The sequence below is a fragment of the Ralstonia sp. 110700041-2 genome (genome assembly GCF_056280165.1).
Genome location: NZ_JBSFAI010000003.1, coordinates 37,524 through 54,283 on the forward strand (window position 1 = coordinate 37,524; position 16,760 = coordinate 54,283).

Here is a 16,760-nt window from a genome sequence, read left to right on the forward strand (position 1 = left end):
GCGATACACTGCAAGAACAACGAACGAACGGGGAATACACGTGGAGCAATCGGCTGGCGTCGTCATTCGCCGGCATCGCCATGCGCGCTGGGCCTGCCGATCATGCTGATCGCTGCACTGGCTAGCGCTGCACTCGTTTCGATCGCGCTGATCGGTCTATCGTGGCCGCGCCGCGATGACGCGGAAGTCTCCGCCTTCATGCTGCTGGCGCTCGGCACCGCGCTATGGAGCGGCGCGCGTCTTATGGAAGTCGTCACCTTCGACATGCCCGTGCGCGTGGGTTGGGCCAAGGTCGCCTATCTCGGAATCATGATGGTGCCCGCGGCATGGCTGCGCATGGTCGTTGGCCTCATACGGCCCGAATTCAACGCATTGCCGGTGGTGCGCGCAGGCTGGGTGCTGGCGCTGCTGGTGGCCGCCGGCTTCATCGGTCTGGTCGCCACCAATGAACTGCACCACCTGGTATGGCTCGATTGGCGCTTCGTCGTCATTGATGGGATAAAGCGCGCGGTGTTCGATCACGGGCGCATGTTCTGGGTGGGCACCGCCTACAACTACGTGCTGCTGGCCATCAGCCTTGTGTTGCTGGTGCTGCCCATCGACGAAGCCGCCTCCGGGCTCTACGTGTCGTCGCGCACGCAGGTGCGGCTGGTGCTCGTCATCGGGCAACTGCTGCCGCTGGTCGCGCATCTGGCATATCTGCAGCACTGGACGACGGCGCTGGGCGGCGATCTCACACCCGCCACGTTTGCCGTCAGCACCGCAATGCTCGGGTGGGTCGTGCTGCGGCCGCGCTTGCGCGACACCGCCGGCTATGCGCGAGGCAAGATCATCGAAGCCATGCGAGACGGCTGCATCGTGCTGGCCCGCGATGGCTCCATCGCCAGCATCAACGCCGCCGCGCGCTATCTGTTGCCGAGCGCCCAGGTGCATGCCATGCCGCCCCCCGTGCTGAACGTGGCCGGCATCCTGCGCGAGTTCGAACGTACGCGCCTGCCCAACCGCCAGCAGGTCTGGCTGCCCGACACGGGCCGCACGCTGGAAGTCACGCTCGAAGGCTTGCGCGACGCGCGCGGACGCCACGCGGGTGTTTTCCTGCTGTTGCGCGACGTGACGGTCGAGCAGTTGCAGCGTGCCGGCATGGCCAGCGCCCAGGATGCACTGCGCGGCGAACTGCAGCGTACGCGGGCGTTGCTCAGCGTGCTCGAGAACGACGTCAACCGCGACGCACTCACACAGCTGTTCAATCGCCGCTTTTTTGAGACGCAGGCCCCGCGATTGTTCGACCACGCCCGCCGCGACAATCGCCCAGTCACGCTGGCGCTGTTCGACATCGACTGCTTCAAGCAATACAACGACACCTACGGCCACCTTCGTGGCGACGATTGCCTGCGCATGGTGGCCGACACGCTGGGCATGGCGTGCCGGCACCCAGATGACTTCATCGCGCGTGTGGGCGGCGAAGAATTCGTCGCCATGCTGTTCGACCTGAACCGCGATGACGCCCGCCAGGTCGTGGCCCGCGCCGTGGCCATGGTGGCCGAACGGGCGGAACCGCACGCGGCGTCTGTCGTCGCGCCGTACGTCACGCTATCAGCCGGCGCCGTCACGCTCACGCCCGCCGACGAACACCTGGACGAGCTGTTCGAATGGGCCGATGCAGCGCTCTACGATGCCAAGCGCAGCGGGCGCAATACGTTCCGCTTTCACCAGAGTCCGCCAGGGCTGCGGAGTGTGGCGACCGCGGAGTAGGCCGCCCGTTCGTAGGGCTACGTCATTGGCCTGTTACGCAACGGCAAGTGCATCGGAAGAATGGACACATGCGCGGGACCACCGCACATGCGCGGCTGCCGCCAGCAGCCAAATCCATTCTTGGAGTATGCGATGCCGACAGGCCAATCCATTGCCACAGTCGTCGACCACTATCTGCGCAATGCCGAGCTGCCCGAAGCCATTTCCGCGCAGCAGACGTTTCAGCACGCCTTCGATGTCTATCTGAAGGATTCCAACGCCTACGCAAACACGTATTTCGCCCGGTATTTCGAGTGGCAGGGCGTGGTGCGCGAGCGCTGGTTCCACGAATGCATTGACGCAGATCTGCTCATGAGCGGACGCGTGATCTTTGTGACCAAGCTGGCGCATCAGGAATTCGTTGAAGAGACATTCCCGTTTCAGCGCGTGGAATGCCACCTGAACACCTTCCGGGTGCAGCCGTGCTCGTTCTACATGGTGTTCCGCTTTGTTTCAGGCGGGCGGCTGGTGTCGTTGGGATATCAGCAAGTGGTGTGCGCCAACGCCGAGCGCGTGATTCAGCGGTTGCCAGAACACGTGCGCACGCGTGTGAAGGCGTACGAGCTGGACACGCTGCCGGAGCTGGCGCACGTGTCCTGATGTTCTGAAGGTGTGAACGTCAGATAGCAGGGGGTTGGGGAAACCGCATGGAGAACAGCGTGTATTCCCCAACGACGGATTCGCACTGGATGCGCCCGCCGAATGCCTGCATGACACGGCGGCAGAATGTCAGCCCCACGCCCGAGCCCTTGCCGACATGCTTGGTGGAGAAAAACGGGTCAAAGATACGACGTTGCACGCTGGGCGGAATGCCGGTGGCACTGTCGCGCACCACGAGCACATAGCTGTCGCCATCCTGGCGGGCGGAGATTTCGATGTGCCCCTTGCGCGCGATCTGGATGGCATGCAGCGCATTCTTCAGCAGGTTGAACAGCACATAGACGAGCAGCGTGTCGGAGCCCACGAAGCGCCAGTCGGCGTTGAACGGCTGCACGTGCACGCGTTCGCGCTCCCCGGCCTGGAACGGATACTGCGCCACGGCCGTCTCTACGCATTCGCGCAGCGAGTGGGCCGCAAAGGTGCGCCGGTCGAGGCGCTCCAGCGTGACAGAGGCCAACGCCATTTCGATGACGCTGTGCGCGGACGCGACTTCCGACGTGATAGCCCCCGCCAGTTTGGACAGCCGATCCAGCATGGCCGGATGTTGCGGCGGCTGGCACAGGCCGTTGTCGATGGCGAGTTGATAGCCGCGGTAAACGTCGGGCCAGGCGCGGGCGATTTCGGCTGCCTGCAAGCGGATGGTGGTCAGCGGCGTACGTACTTCATGCGCAACGGTGGCGGCCAGTGCATACGGGCGCATCAGGTCGAACTTGACCACGCCCACGGCGATGATGCCCAGCGCAACGGCCAGCGGCAGCACACCCGGCGGGTAGAACGCAATGCCGTAGTTGACCGCGTAGTCGGCCGCCGCCAACGAAATCAGCCCGACGCCGAACAGGCACGTCAGCAACCGTTTGCGCTTTTCGGCGGTGGCATGTCGCTGCTCGCGGTAGAGCACCCACATGCCGCGCGTGACGAGCACAACTGTCTGGGCGATGTGCACGGCTTCCAGCACGCCGGCCCTCGGATAGAAACCGAAGTGGAACTGATGCACACCATCGATGACGAGGTTGGTGGTCAGCAACAACGCGATCAGCGCGGCATCCAGCGCATACGCCGCCAGGAGCCAGGGCCGCTCGCTCGGCGCTTCGGCCACCTCCACGGCAAAGTGATACAGCATGGTCGGCATGACGAGGATGGCAATCCAGCCGAGCTTGGCGAGCACTTGGGCGGTGCCAATGTCATGGGTCTGGAAGAGAAACGCCCAGATGCCTTGCCACAGGCACGTGAGTGTCGTCATGCCGAGAAACGCCAGGCTCGCTCGCGTACGGCCGCGCGTGGTCACGACGTAGACGCCGTAGAACAGGAAGAGCGACGAGACGAAGGCGGGGAACAGGGCGTACATGGAAATCGGAAGTCGGCGCGATGGCCGCGCGCCAATGGCGACCGGAGTCGACGGTAACCCGGAAGGCTACCGGCAACCCCGCGTTCGTAAACGTGTTCCGATATCACATTTTTTTCATTCAGGATTAAGCGAAACCCTGAAAATGGCGCCGTATCGCGGCACCCCTCGAATGGGTGTGACAAAAAGGATGAGAGGGGTGAAGGCGCCAAAGCCGCTCATGTGACTCAGGTGGCCTCGATGAGCATCGCGTCGATGGCAAATGAATGGTCGGGCGCCACGGCAAAGTACGCGCGCGCTTCGTCGGCTGCGCGGTCGAACAGGTCGCGGATGGCATCGGCCCGGACCTGCGGGGTGCGGATGCGGGCGATCCAGCTGTCGAAGGCCATCGTCAGCTTCCAGGTGCGCGGTGTGCCAGGCTGGAAGCCGGCCTCGGCCAGCATGGCCTGCCATTCGGACACACGGTAGTCGCGCACGTGCGACGCATCGCGCAGCACCTCGGCGGTTTGCAGCAGTGTGTCGAGCAGCGGCACCTCCGGCGCGACGATATCCACGATGACGAGCTTGCCGCCGGGTTTGAGCACACGGCGCGCTTCAGACAGGCCCTTGCGCACGTCGTACCAATGATGGGCAGAAAAACGCGTGGCAACGATGTCGAACGCAGCATCGTCGAAGGGCAGGCTCTCGGCGCGGCCGGCTTGCGTGTGCAATTGCGCGAGGCCGCGGCGCGCGGCTTCGGCGGCCACCACGCCCAGCATGTCTTCCGACAGGTCATACGCCACCATGGCGGCCACGTGCGGCGCCATGGCAAAGCTCACGTGCCCGCCGCCGCTGCCCAGATCGAGCACCTTGGCGTGCGGCGCCGATTGCGCCAGCGCGGCCAGCGCGTCGAGATCGGCGCCCTGCGCGTGCACGGCGCTGGTCAGGTAGGCCTGGGCGACTTGGCCGAATTGCTGGTCGACGAGTCGATGCTGCTGCATGGCTGCTCCTTACGGCTTGTGGGGATGAGGAGCGGCCAGTGTAGGAGCGCGGCCCGCGCGGCGAAATTCGTGATTCGCGAAACGGGGTATCGCGCGAGCGCTTCGGGTTATCGCGCGTTCAGCCGAAGCGGAACAATTGCGCGGGCGTGTCGACCAGCACCTGCTTGCGGTCCGCTGCGCTGGGCAGGAGCACGCCGGCGAAGGCCCACATCTTGTCGTAGTCGATCTGCGATTCGAACTGCGTGTGCGGCCAGTCGCTGCCCCATACCAGGCGGTCCAGGCCGAGCGCATCTTTCAGGCGCGGCATGGCGGCCTGCGCGATGGCTTCGCCGCGTCCGTTGGCGCCGTTACGGTAGGCACCGGAAATCTTCACCCACACGCGGCGCGAGCGGCCGGCGGCGAGCAATGCGGCAAAGCCGGGGTCGTCCACGCCGAGTGCCGGGTCGGGACGGCCGAAATGATCGACCACCACGTTCACCTGCGCTTCCTGCAGCGGCTGCAGCAGCGCGGGCAGGCGGCGTGCCTCGACGTGCAGTTCCACATGCCAGCCCAGCGCATGCAGGCGTGCCAGCGCGGCTTGCCACACGGGCGATTTCAATTGCGGGTCTGCCGCACCGATCAGGTTCAGGCGGATGCCGACGATGCCCTCGGCGTTCATCTGCGCGAGCAGGGTTTCGGGCGCGGCCGGGTCGATGACGGCCACGCCGCGCAAGCGCTGCGGCGCCTGTTTGAGCGCGGCCAGCAGGTAGCTGTTGTCGACGCCCAGGAAGCTCGGCTGGACCAGCACACCGTGCGACACGCCATGCGCGTCGAGCTGCGCCAGGTAGGCCGGCAGCGGCGCGTCATACGTGGGCGCATAGCGGCGCGCATCGGCCAGCGGCAAGCCGCGCTCGAATACATGCGCATGCGTATCGATGGCAGTGATGCCCGCGGAAGTGCCGCGCGTGGCGTCGCTGTTGCCGGTGGCGGCGCAGCCGGCAAGGGCGGTGGAACCTAGCATGGCAAGCAATCCGGTGTTGAAGGCGCGGCGGGTGGGCATGGGGTCTCCTGGCGGCGACGGATCGAGTGCGTCGTCATGATGTTGTGATGGGTGTTCAGACCGTAACGGCAGCGAGGTCGCGGCCCTTCGTTTCGGGCAGCATCAGCACGGCCACTGCGACGATCGAATACGCGATGGCCGCGTCGATGCCGATGGCCGTGCCCAGCGACATCGAGGCGCTCATCTTGCCCACCAGCACCGGGAACGCGGCAGACACCACGCGGCCGAAGTTGTAGCAAAAGCCCACGCCCGTGCCGCGCACGCCCTGCGGATACAGCTCGTTGAACAACGCGCCCATGCTGGCCGGAATGCCCGCCGCAAAGAAGCCCAGCGGAAAGCCCAGCACCAGCATCGCGCCATCCGACAGCGGTACGAGCAGATACACCAGCACCGTCACCACGCAGCAGCACGAGAACAGCAGGATGTTGCCGCGACGGCCGAGCACGTCCAGCAGCCATGCACTGGCCACGCAGCCGCACCAGAAGGCGAAGATGATCACCGCCAGGTAGCCGCCCGTGCCGAGCACCGACAAGTGCCGCTCTGTCTTCAGATACGTCGGCAGCCACGTCATCAGCGCGTAGTAGCCGCCATGCGCGCCCACGCCCAGCAGGCCGCCGATCAGCGTCATGCGCAGCACCTGCGGGCGGAAGATGTCGAGCAGCGGAAAGCGCGAGATCGGCATCGCGTTGGCGTTCGCATCCGGCTTGGCGGCCGGCACCGGTTCTTTCACGCCACGGCGGATGTAGATGATGAGCAGCGCCGGCAGCAACCCCGCAGCAAACATCACGCGCCAGGCGAGGTCGGGCTCGATGAAGGTATATGTGAGCGCATACAGCAGCACCGCGGCGCCCCAGCCCACGGCCCATGCGCTCTGCACGGTGCCCATGGCCTTGCCGCGGTGGCTGGCGCGAATGCTCTCGGCCATTAGCACGGCGCCCGCCGCCCATTCGCCGCCAAAGCCGAAACCCTGGATGGCCTTGAGCACCAGGAACTGCTCGAAATTCTGCGCGAAGGCCGAGGCGAATGTGGCCAGCGAGAACCACAGCACCGTGATCTGCAGCGTACGCACGCGGCCGAAGCGGTCGGTCAATGCGCCGGCAATCCAGCCGCCCAGGGCCGACGCCACCAGCGTGACGCCCGACACCAGCCCCGCCTCGGCCTTGCCGATGTGCCAGGCCGCGATGATGGTCGGGATGACGAGGCTGAACATCTGCACGTCCAGCGCGTCGAGCGCCCAGCCGCCAAAGCAGGCCCAGAACGTGCGCTTTTCCCCTTTCGAAATCTCTTTGAACCAGCCGAACATGCAGTCTCCTCCGGGTGACGTGAGCGATGCATGATTCACGCATTGCTCTAGTCATCTATATGAATAGAGGAATTCTAGAGTGAGCCAAGGGACGGTGCAGTCGGTGTTAACCCGTGCGGAGGGGTGCAGCAGCGATCAGGTATGCAGCAGGGCGACCGGCAAGTGCGCCAGCACCTGGCCCAACGCCAGGCGCGGGCTGTGCAGTGTCTGGCCGTCGAATGCGTTATGCAGGGGAAGATGCGAGAGCGTGGACGGCAAACAGACCGTGGTGTCCCGCCAAGCACCATCCGCGAACGTTGGTGCGGGGGCATGGCCCAGCAGTGCGGAGGCATGCAGCGGCACGATCACGATGATCGCGTTGGTGCCATGCACACGCGCAAACGCCAACACGTGCTGTGCGCCGCTGCCGGTCACGGCCAGCGGTTGGTAGTCGCCGGATTCGAACACGGCTGGCAGCGCGGCACGCAGGGCCAGTGCACGTGCCAGTACGGCTTGCTTGATGCGGCCGTCGGTCCAATGCGCGAGCAGTGACGCGAGGCCATGGCCCGCATGCAAGTGCAATGCCCGCAATGCGCGGTGCCGAGCGGCGTAGTCGACCGGCCGGCGATTGTCGGGATCAACGAGGCTGGTGTCCCAGAAATCGGCGCCCTGATAGAGGTCGGGCACGCCGGGCAGCGTGGTGCGCAGCAAGGTCTGCACGAGGCCGTTGATGGCCGCGGCGGGCGCCACGCTTTGCACGAAAGCGCAGAGCGAAGGCAGGAAGGTCGGGGCCGCTTCGCCTGTCAGCAGCGTGAAGACGAAATTGCGGCTGGCGGCTTCGTAGTCCGCATCGGGCGCGAACCAGTCAGTGCGCAGCTTGGCTTCGCGCTGCGCCTTTTCCTGCCACTGTGCGACGCGCTCGGCCAACTCGCGCACGGCATCGGCGTCATGCCAGTCGAGGTCCGCCGGCCAGATGCCCACCAGCGTTTGATACAGCATCCACTGCGCGGCGGGCGAGGGCGCGGGGCCGGCAGGCAGTTTTTGCACCCACGCAGCGTGTTCCGCACGCCATTGGTGTGCGGCGGCCAGCCACTGCGTCGGACGCTCAGACAGCACGGCCAATCGCGCGCGCACGTCTTCGCCGCGCTTGTGGTCGTGCGTGGCGGTGGTGAGCATCGCGTGAGGCCACGTGTGGGCGCGCGCTTGCATGGCGTGATGGAACGCGTTGGCGCTCATGGAAAACTCGCCCGGATTCGCGCCGACCTCGTTGCGCGACAGCAGCCGCCCGTATCGGTAGCACGCCGTGTCTTCCACCGCCTTGGCCGCCACCGGCGACGATAACTGCTGGCACCGCCGCAAGGCCAGTTGGCGCAGTTTGTCCTGCCCGGCCGGTTGCCCGCCCAGCCAAGCATCGAGCCAGCTGAGCACAGGCTGATCGACGCGCCGCAGGCAGGTCGCCGCCCGCGACATGGCGGTTTGCAGGATGGCCGAATCCTGTGCGTCGCGTTGTTGCGCATTCGCATAGGTGCGATACACCGGAAAGTGGACGATCACCTCGGCCAGTGCGCGGCGGATGGCGTGCCACGTCACGTCGTGGCTGCTGTGGTTCTGCTGCGCCACCGCGTGCAGCGCCGACGTGGCTGAATCGAGTTCCGCCGCAAAGTGCACATGCAGGATCTGGCGGCGTGCGGGCGCAGTCGTCGCGGAGAACGGCGCGTCAGCCACCGGTGCGCCGATCCACTCCAGCCAGCCCTGGGTGAGGGCGGTCTCGCCGTGCGCGTCGTGCAACAGTGCGCCCACCTGGTTCATGAAGTCGTAGCCGCTGGTGCCGTCGACGCCCCAGTCGGTGCGCATGGGTTCATCGCTGGCGAGGATCTTTTCGACGACGATCCACGGGTGGTTCGTGAGCCGGTCGGCGGGGCGTGCGGCATGCTCGTCTTGCAGACGGCGGCGTAGCTGGCGGCAGTAGGCGGCAGGATCGGCCAGGCCATCAACGTGGTCGATGCGCACGCCGTCAATCCAGCCCAGGCGATAGAGCCGGAACAGCAGCGCGTGCGTGGCTTCAAAGACTTCGGCGCGCTCCATGCGCAGGCCGGCCAGCGAGCCGATATCGAAGAAGCGGCGCCAGTTGATCTCATCATTGGCGGTGCACCAGTGGGCAAGGCGCCAGTGCTGGCGCGCCATCAGCGCATCGAGTTGATCGGGTTGCGCATTGAGCGTGCGCACGGCTTCTGCGATGTGTGCGGCGCCGGCTTCCGTGGTGGCGAGGTTGCGCAGCGCGTCGCGTGCTTCGTCGGCACGTTCGCGGCGCGTGCGCAGTGAGCGGATCGTGCCGAGCGCGGCAAAGCGGTCGGCCACCGCGTGGGTGGCGGTGTCAGCGTTGCCCGCGCGAAGCAACGCGGCATAGTCGGCCAGCGCAATCGGGAACCGGTGATCGTAGTACGCAATCGCCAGGCGCGCAGCCGTGTCGTCGTAGGTCAGCTGCAGTCGGCCGCCGGCCAGCGCGTCGGCGTAGTTTTCGCCAAGGAAGGGCGCGAGCACCTTGTTGCGCAGAGCCGGGTTGGGCGGTTGCCAGTCGATATCGAAGAAGTTGGCGTAGGTGCTCTCGGGGCCGGATTCGAGCACGTCCAACCACCACGTGTTGTGCGCGCCCCCCACGCCCATGTGGTTTGGCACGATATCGACGACGAGCCCCATGCCGCGCGCATGCAGCGCATCCACCAACTGTTCGAGCGCGCGTTCGCCGCCCAGCTCGGGGTTCACGTGTGTGGGGTCGACGACGTCATAGCCATGCGTGGAGCCCGGTTGCGCCGTGGTGATGGGCGACGTGTAGAGGTGCGAGATGCCGAGCGCGGCGAAGTCATCCAGCAACGCGCGCGCATGGTCGAACGTAAAGTCGCGGTGCAGTTGCAGCCGCACCGTGGCGCGCGGCACACGTTGGAGGGTGACGGGTGCGGGGGGTGTGGTCAGTTCGCTCATGACATGCTGTTGCGCGCGTTGGCCAGCGCTGACAGGCGCGCCAGCACCGTGGGTGCCTCGATCAGCGTGCCGGCCGGCCCTGGCAGACGACGTCGCCAGTTCGGGTGTGTGTCGATCGTGCTCGGCAGGTTGGGCTGCTCGACAAGGCCGAGCAAGTCCTCCAGCGGCACCAGCGCAAGCGGCGTATTGGCCGCGCCCGTAAACACGGTGGCTGCCGTGGCAAAGTCCTGCGCGCTGGCTTGCAAGATGACTTCAGCTTGCGCCGCGGTGGCCACGCGCGTCTGTTCCAGCGCCGCCTGCAGCGACGCCACGCCGATCATCGGCACGCCGCCATCGGCCAGCACCAGCCGGTTGTGCTCTGCAAAGGCGGCAACCAGTGCGGCGCGATCGTCCATGCGGCGCGCGTGCGCCTCGCTCTCGCTCATGCCGGCCGGCAGCAGGCCGAGCTGGGCTTGCCAGCGCAGATCGTTGCCGATCCACCAGCCGACGAGCGTGGGCAGGTCGTGCGTGCTGGTCATCGCGACGGAGGCTGGCGCCCACGTGCGCGGCGCCTTGAAGGGCGCATCGTCGCGCGTGTATTCGCGCTCGAACCAGAGGATGCGCATGCCGAGCAGGCCGTCGTCGGCGAGCTTGTCGCGCAGGCCAGCAGGCACGGTGCCCAGGTCTTCGCCAATGACGATGCATCGGTTGCGCCACGATTCCAGCGCCACCAGCCGCAGCAGATCCTGCATCGGGTAGCGCAGGTACACGCCGTCGAGCGGCCGCGCGCCATCGGGAATCACCCACAGTCGCATGAGCCCGAGCACGTGGTCGATGCGCACACCGCCGGGCACGGCCATCACCGCGCGCAGCATCTCGATAAAGGCCGAAAAGCCTTGCGTGCGCATGGCACGCGGGCTGAAGGTGGTCAGGCCCCAGCCCTGGCCCTGTGCGTTGAACACATCGGGCGGCGCACCCACAGTCACGCCGATCAGCAAGTCGCGTTGCCGGGCCCACGCGTGGCTGCCTGCGCTGTCGGTGCCAACAGCCAGGTCGGCGACGAGGCCGATGGCCATGCCGGCGCCCTCCGCGGTGCGCTGCGCGATGGCCCACTGGCGTGCCGCCGCCCATTGCAGGAAGAGGTGGAAGTTCACCGCATCTTCATGCTCACGCGCGAAGGCCTGCACGCCCAGGTAGCTCGGATCTTGATACTGCGCGGGCCACTGCTTCCAATGCGCGGGCCCAAGGTGCGCATTCAGCGCTTCAAAGTGCGCATGGTCGCGCAGGCTGGCGCCGCCATTGATGCAGTACGCGCGAAAATCGTCCAGCAGCGTCTGGCCGATGGTGTCTCCGAGCGGTGCTTGCAGCAGGCGCCGATGCAGCGCGCGCAGCACCGTCATGCGGGCGTTGCCGCTGGCCGGCCAGTCGATGAGCGGTGCGGCTTCCAGCCGGGCATAGTCCGCGACGAGGTTGCAGTCGACCACGGCTTGCCGCACGGCTTCGTTCCCAAAGAGCGCGGCTGGGTCGATCATCCACGCGTTCAGGAACAGGCGGCTCGATGGCGAGTACGGCGAATACCGACGCGCGTCGGCCGTGAACATGGCGTGCACAGGGCTCAGTGCCAACGCATCCGCGCCGCGCTGCGCGAGGTGCCGCGCCAGCGTGCCCGCAGCGGTGTAGTCGCCCAGGCCTGCACTGCTGGCTGCGCGTTCGGCATCGCATCGCAAGCCGTAGAGCTGTGCGGAGGCGCCCCACAGGCGTGTGTCGGTGGGGCGATCGTGCTGGCGCAGCGCATCGGCCACGCCATAGCAACGCGCAGGGGCAATGGCGAGCGTGGCTTCGATCACGGTGCCCGGCCCGGCGTCGATGGCCAGGCGGTGGTAGCCAACGGCCTGTACCGCTGCCAGGCGCAGCGTTGCATGGTGCTCGCTTGCGCTGACGCTGATCCTGCCCTCGGTGCTGCCGTCGGACTCGAAATCAACACGATAGGGTTGTCCGTCCAGCAACGCGGCTTGGGGCGCAGACGTCTGCAGCACGATCGGTTGCCCGACCACGCCGGTCACGAGCGGCGGTATGGCCACCGCTTCGGCTTCCGCGCGCAGGCGCGCCTGGCTTTCCGACACCTGGGCCGGGGTGCCGGCCGGCAGGCCGAGCGTGAAGAGCACGGCGCGCAGCACCTCGTCGGCCACGCGCATGGGCCGGCTGGCAGCATCTTCCCAGTCGACCAGCAGCCCGGCATCGGTGGCCAGTTGCTGGAGCGGCGTGCGCGGCGTGCCGGATAGGTTGGTCGTGCGATCCATGGTGTGCGGGTGCGTTGGCGCGTTGCGGTTGTCAGACGTCAGCCGGGTGATGGCGTGTGCAGCAATGCCACGCATGCGCGCTCCGGCAGGCGGTGTGCGATGAGTGCCGCGGCGGCGCCCTCGCGCGATTCGTGCAGCAGATCGGCTGGGCTGCCCGCCAGCACCGTGGGCACCGCCACGGGTTGATCGGCCAGATTGAGCATCAGCGTGAGCACGCTGCCATCGCCCATGCGCCAGCGGGCAATGGCCCCGGCGTGGCCCAGCGCCACCGCATCGAGCGCGCGCGCATGGGGCAGGCGCGGGATGATCTCTGCGTGACGCAGTGCCAGCAGGCGGTGCATGCGGTTCAGTGTGTTGAGCTGTGCGGGTTCGGCCAGGTTCGCCTCGCCGGGGCAGGAGGCGAGGTAGGTCAGCTCGTCGTTGGGATCGGGAATGCGCTCGCGCTGGTGCGGATCGGCAAACGCCTCGAACTTGGCAAACTCCCTGCGGCGGCCCTCCCGCACGGCTTCGGCCAGCATGCCGTGGTGGCTGGTGAAGTATTGGAACGGGCATGTGCTGCCCCATTCCTCGCCCATGAACAGCATCGGAATCTGCGGGCTCAGCAGCAAGAGCACCTGCGCGGCGTGCAGCGCATCGGGGTGGGCAAGCTGCGTCAGTCGTTCGCCAAAGGCACGATTGCCGATCTGGTCATGGTTCTGCAGGAACAGCACGAACGCGGTCGGCGGCAGGTGCGCGCTCGGTTCACCGCGCGGCGCGTTGTCATGGATGGGTGACGGCTCACCCTGGTAGCAGAAGCCGTCTTGCAGCACGCGCGCCAGGCGCTGCGCCGGTGCTTCGGCGTATGCGGCGTAATAGGCTTCGCGCTCGCCGGTGAGAAGCACATGCAGCACGTTGTGGCCGTCGTCGTTCCACTGCGCATCGAAGTCGCCATGGGTGTTGCCATCGCGCAGCAGCGATGCGGCGTTGTGCTCGTTCTCCAGCACCAGATGCACATGCCGGCCAGGCTCGGCCGACAGTCGCACGCGGGCGGCGAGTTCGCCCAGCCAGTCGCGCTCGGTGATGGCGTGCACGGCGTCGAGCCGCAGGCCGTCAAAGCGGTATTCCATCAGCCACATCAACGCGTTCTGGATGAAGAACTCGCGCACCTGCGGCTTGCGGAAATCGATGGCGGCGCCCCAGGGCGTATGCACATCGTCGCGGAAGAAGCTGCGCGCGTAGTGGTGCAGGTAGTTTCCATCCGGCCCGAAGTGGTTGTAGACCACATCGAGAAACACCATCATGCCGAGCCCGTGCGCGGTGTCGATCAATGCCTTGAGATCGTCCGGCGTGCCGTAGCTGGCGTCGGGCGCAAAGGGCAGCACGCCGTCATAGCCCCAGTTGCGCGCGCCCGGAAATTCCGCCACCGGCATCAACTCGATGGCCGTGATGCCCAGCCGCGCCAGTTCCGGCAGCCGCCCCCGCACACCCTTGAAACCGCCCAGCGCGCCGACGTGCAGTTCGTACAGCACCGTCTCGTGCCAGGGCCGCCCTTGCCAGTCGGCGTGCTGCCAGCGGTAACGCTGCGGATCAACGACAAGGCTTGGGCCAGGTATGTCCTGCCACTGTGCGCGTGCGGCGGGGTCGGGCACTGACAGCGTCACGCCGTCTCGATTGGTGAGGCGGTACCGGTAGCATGTTCCGGCACCCACGGGTGCCACGGCTGCATACCAGCCGTCGGGTTCCGGGTCCATGCGGATGGCCTCGTCGCCGCGCACGTCGTCGAAGTCGATCCAGGCCGCGGTCGCGTCGGGCGCCCACAACCGGAAGCGGGTGTTGCCGTCAGCCAGGACGGTGGCGCCGAACGGCATGTCGTGCGCAAACCGGGGGGCGGGTGCGGTCATCGCGTGGCGTCTCCATTGGCATCGCTGGCTGCTTGGCCGGCGGTTGGGGCGGTGCGCTCGTCGTCAGACGCCGGTTGTTCTGGGGTGGCGTTCTGCAGTGCGTTCTGCGCTGCGTTGTGCGCGTCGGGAACGTGCCCGAGGGTTTCGCCGCTGGCGTCTGCATCGGGCTGCCCGGCAATCTGGGCGATCGTGGCGAGCTGCGTGGCGAGCAGCAGCACAACGCTGCGCCCTGCCACGTTGAGGGTACCGCCGCTGTGTGGTCGAGCGTCTTGCTCGGGCGCTGCGCTGTCGATGGCGAGTAGCCAGTCCATGGCCGGCTCGGGCAGCGTGAACGTCAGGTCTGTCGCCGCACCGTTGATGAGCAACAACGCCACGTGAGGGCGCGCCTCTGCGTCGATGGTCTCGACGCAGGCGCGGCGCAGCGCCAACGCCCGCGCCTCGCTGTCGTTCCACGCGTCGGGTGAGAGCGTCTGGCCGCGCTCGTCAAACCAGGCGATGTCCGGCACGCCCGGCAGGATCTCGGTGTTGCCGTGCACGTAATGCGGCCAGCGCAGCGCCGGGCTTGCCTTGCGCAGCGCGATCAGCCGCGCCGTATAGCGGGCGAGCGCCTGCCCGGGGTCTTTCTGCAGCAGCGACCAATCGAGCCATGAAAGGGCGTTGTCCTGGCAATAGGCGTTGTTGTTGCCGTCTTGCGTGCGGCCGAATTCATCGCCTGCCAACAGCATCGGCGTGCCGTTGGAGAAGAACACCGTGGCCAGCAGTGCGCGCGTCACGCGTTCTCGCAGGGCTTGGATGGCAGGGTCCTGGGTGGGGCCTTCGGTGCCCCAGTTGGCGCTGCAGTTGTCATTGTGGCCGTCGCGGTTGTCTTCGCCATTGGCATCGTTGTGCTTGTCGGCGTAGCTCACGAGGTCGTGCAACGTGAAGCCGTCGTGCGAGGCCACGTAATTGATCGACGCCCACGGCCGGCGATGGCGGCGGTCGAACATGTCGCCACTGCCGGTCAGGCGCGCGGCGAGGTCCGGGCGCTGGCCCGAATCGCCACGCCAGAAGCGGCGGATGCCATCGCGAAAGCGGTCGTTCCACTCGGCAAAGCCAGGCGGGTGGTTGCCGACCTGGTAGCCGTCAGGGCCGACGTCCCAAGGTTCGGAGATCAGCTTGACGGTGGAGAGCACCGGGTCCTGGCGTATGGCATCGAAGAAGCCCGAGCCCGGATCGAAGCCGTTGCCCTCGCGCCCGAGCGTGACGCCCAGGTCAAAGCGGAAGCCATCCACATGGAATGCGTTGACCCAGTAGCGCAGCGAATCCATCACCATCTGCAGCACGCGCGGATGCGACAGGTTCAGCGTGTTACCGCAGCCCGTGTCGTTGATGTAGTAGCGTTCCTGGCCCGGCACGAGGCGGTAGTAGCTCGCGTTGTCCAGCCCCCGGAACGAAAGCGTCGGCCCCAACTCGCTGCCCTCGCACGTGTGGTTGTAGACGACGTCGAGCAACACCTCGATGCCGGCTGCATGCAGCCGCCGGATCGCCACCTTCAGCTCATGCAGCGAAGGCGCCGACAGGTACGACGGCTCTGGCGCAAAGAAGCACAGCGTGTTGTAGCCCCAGTAGTTGCGCAGGCCGCGCTCCACCAGAAACTGGTCCTGCAGGAAGGCGTGAATGGGCAACAGTTCGATGGCGGTGATGCCCAGCCGCTGCAGGCGCTCGATAAAGACGCTGTCGCCCAGCGCGCTGAAGGTGCCGCGCTCGGGCGGCAGCAGGTCTTCGCGCAGCATCGACATCCCGCGCACATGTCCTTCATAGATGACCGTGCGCGACCATGGTGTGTTCGGGCGGATATCGTTGCCCCAGTTGAACGACTCATCGGTGACCACGGCCTTGGGCATGGCCGGTGCACTGTCGCGCCGGTCGAATGAAAGGTCACCACGGTTGGAGTTCAGCCGATAGCCGAACAGCGCATCGGACCAGCGCAGCGCGCCTACCAGCCGGCGGGCGTAGGGGTCGAGCAGCAGCTTGTGGGGGTTGAAGCGATGGCCGTGCTGCGGCTCCCACGGGCCGTAGGCGCGGTAACCGTAGACGAGGCCGGCTTCCACCCCGGGCAGGTAGCCGTGCCAGACCTCATCGGTGCATTCGGGCAGGGCGAAGCGGGTCAGTTCCTTGCGGCCAGCGGGGTCGAAGATGCAGAGCTCGATCTTGCTGGCGTTGGCGGAGAAGACGGCGAAGTTGATGCCCAGGCCGTCCCATTGGGCGCCTAGGGGGAAGGGTTTGCCGGGGGAGAGGGTTTTGGGGAAGCGGAGCATTAGAGGTTGTTTCGTTGTGCGTCTTTTTGGCTTGGTGGTGCATCCCTGTTTCGTACCCTGCCGGGCCCGACTCACTTTTCTTTGTCTTGCCAAAGAAGGTCAGCAAAGAAAGGCGCGCCCGAGATGGCGACCCATCCCTTGAATTTTCGTAATCGGGCGGAGACGGGGAAAACTCGCTTCGCTCAGACAGTTCTCCGTCTTGTTTCCGCCCGCTTACAAAAATTCAAGGCG

At 66.5% G+C, this 16,760-nt stretch carries 10 protein-coding genes; 2 read left to right on the forward strand and 8 right to left on the reverse strand.

The window, feature by feature from the left end; translation table 11 throughout:
• The first annotated feature begins 102 nt into the window (after positions 1-102).
• Positions 103-1,752, forward strand: a complete 1,650-nt coding sequence (locus ACUXH0_RS05165; RefSeq protein ID WP_182594905.1) for a diguanylate cyclase domain-containing protein — start codon at positions 103-105, stop codon at positions 1,750-1,752.
• 132 nt (positions 1,753-1,884) lie between these two features.
• Positions 1,885-2,391 (forward strand): acyl-CoA thioesterase, encoded by a 507-nt coding sequence (locus tag ACUXH0_RS05170; protein ID WP_103519280.1) that lies wholly within the window; start codon positions 1,885-1,887, stop codon positions 2,389-2,391.
• Between the two features lie 19 nt (positions 2,392-2,410).
• Here the strand turns inward: ACUXH0_RS05170 and ACUXH0_RS05175 are convergent, their stop codons facing one another.
• The 8 genes from ACUXH0_RS05175 to glgX form a co-directional block, all read right to left on the reverse strand.
• Entirely contained in the window at positions 2,411-3,796 is a 1,386-nt protein-coding gene (locus tag ACUXH0_RS05175) for a sensor histidine kinase (RefSeq protein ID WP_182594906.1), read from the reverse strand.
• 224 nt (positions 3,797-4,020) lie between these two features.
• Positions 4,021-4,773: a class I SAM-dependent methyltransferase gene (locus tag ACUXH0_RS05180; RefSeq protein WP_182594907.1), complete on the reverse strand. Its 753-nt coding sequence runs from the start codon at positions 4,771-4,773 to the stop codon at positions 4,021-4,023.
• A 118-nt stretch (positions 4,774-4,891) separates the two neighbouring features.
• A complete protein-coding gene (locus tag ACUXH0_RS05185; protein WP_004628013.1) occupies positions 4,892-5,812 on the reverse strand; it encodes an amidohydrolase family protein in 921 nt (306 codons plus the stop codon).
• A gap of 55 nt (positions 5,813-5,867) precedes the next feature.
• A complete protein-coding gene (locus ACUXH0_RS05190) occupies positions 5,868-7,115 on the reverse strand; it encodes an MFS transporter (protein WP_004628011.1) in 1,248 nt (415 codons plus the stop codon).
• Between the two features lie 135 nt (positions 7,116-7,250).
• Positions 7,251-10,073, reverse strand: coding sequence for a malto-oligosyltrehalose synthase (treY, locus tag ACUXH0_RS05195; protein ID WP_182594908.1), 2,823 nt, complete (start codon positions 10,071-10,073; stop codon positions 7,251-7,253).
• On the reverse strand, positions 10,070-12,352 hold the full coding sequence (gene malQ / locus ACUXH0_RS05200; RefSeq protein ID WP_182594918.1) for a 4-alpha-glucanotransferase: 2,283 nt from the start codon (positions 12,350-12,352) through the stop codon (positions 10,070-10,072). Before malQ ends, treY begins: the two co-directional genes overlap by 4 nt.
• 38 nt (positions 12,353-12,390) lie before the next feature.
• Entirely contained in the window at positions 12,391-14,232 is a 1,842-nt protein-coding gene (gene treZ / locus ACUXH0_RS05205; protein ID WP_182594909.1) for a malto-oligosyltrehalose trehalohydrolase, read from the reverse strand.
• A complete protein-coding gene (gene glgX / locus ACUXH0_RS05210) occupies positions 14,229-16,529 on the reverse strand; it encodes a glycogen debranching protein GlgX (protein ID WP_012430071.1) in 2,301 nt (766 codons plus the stop codon). Before glgX ends, treZ begins: the two co-directional genes overlap by 4 nt.
• Between the last annotated feature and the right edge of the window lie 231 nt (positions 16,530-16,760).

What these genes read in the sequence shown, in the direction of transcription:
- ACUXH0_RS05165 (WP_182594905.1), top strand. Translation starts at nt 103, where the DNA reads ATGCTGATCGCTGCACTGGCTAGCGCTGCACTCGTTTCGATCGCGCTG.
- ACUXH0_RS05170 (WP_103519280.1), top strand. Translation starts at nt 1,885, where the DNA reads ATGCCGACAGGCCAATCCATTGCCACAGTCGTCGACCACTATCTGCGC.
- ACUXH0_RS05175 (WP_182594906.1), bottom strand. Translation starts at nt 3,796, where the DNA reads ATGTACGCCCTGTTCCCCGCCTTCGTCTCGTCGCTCTTCCTGTTCTAC.
- ACUXH0_RS05180 (WP_182594907.1), bottom strand. Translation starts at nt 4,773, where the DNA reads ATGCAGCAGCATCGACTCGTCGACCAGCAATTCGGCCAAGTCGCCCAG.
- ACUXH0_RS05185 (WP_004628013.1), bottom strand. Translation starts at nt 5,812, where the DNA reads ATGCCCACCCGCCGCGCCTTCAACACCGGATTGCTTGCCATGCTAGGT.
- ACUXH0_RS05190 (WP_004628011.1), bottom strand. Translation starts at nt 7,115, where the DNA reads ATGTTCGGCTGGTTCAAAGAGATTTCGAAAGGGGAAAAGCGCACGTTC.
- treY (WP_182594908.1), bottom strand. Translation starts at nt 10,073, where the DNA reads ATGAGCGAACTGACCACACCCCCCGCACCCGTCACCCTCCAACGTGTG.
- malQ (WP_182594918.1), bottom strand. Translation starts at nt 12,352, where the DNA reads ATGGATCGCACGACCAACCTATCCGGCACGCCGCGCACGCCGCTCCAG.
- treZ (WP_182594909.1), bottom strand. Translation starts at nt 14,232, where the DNA reads ATGACCGCACCCGCCCCCCGGTTTGCGCACGACATGCCGTTCGGCGCC.
- glgX (WP_012430071.1), bottom strand. Translation starts at nt 16,529, where the DNA reads ATGCTCCGCTTCCCCAAAACCCTCTCCCCCGGCAAACCCTTCCCCCTA.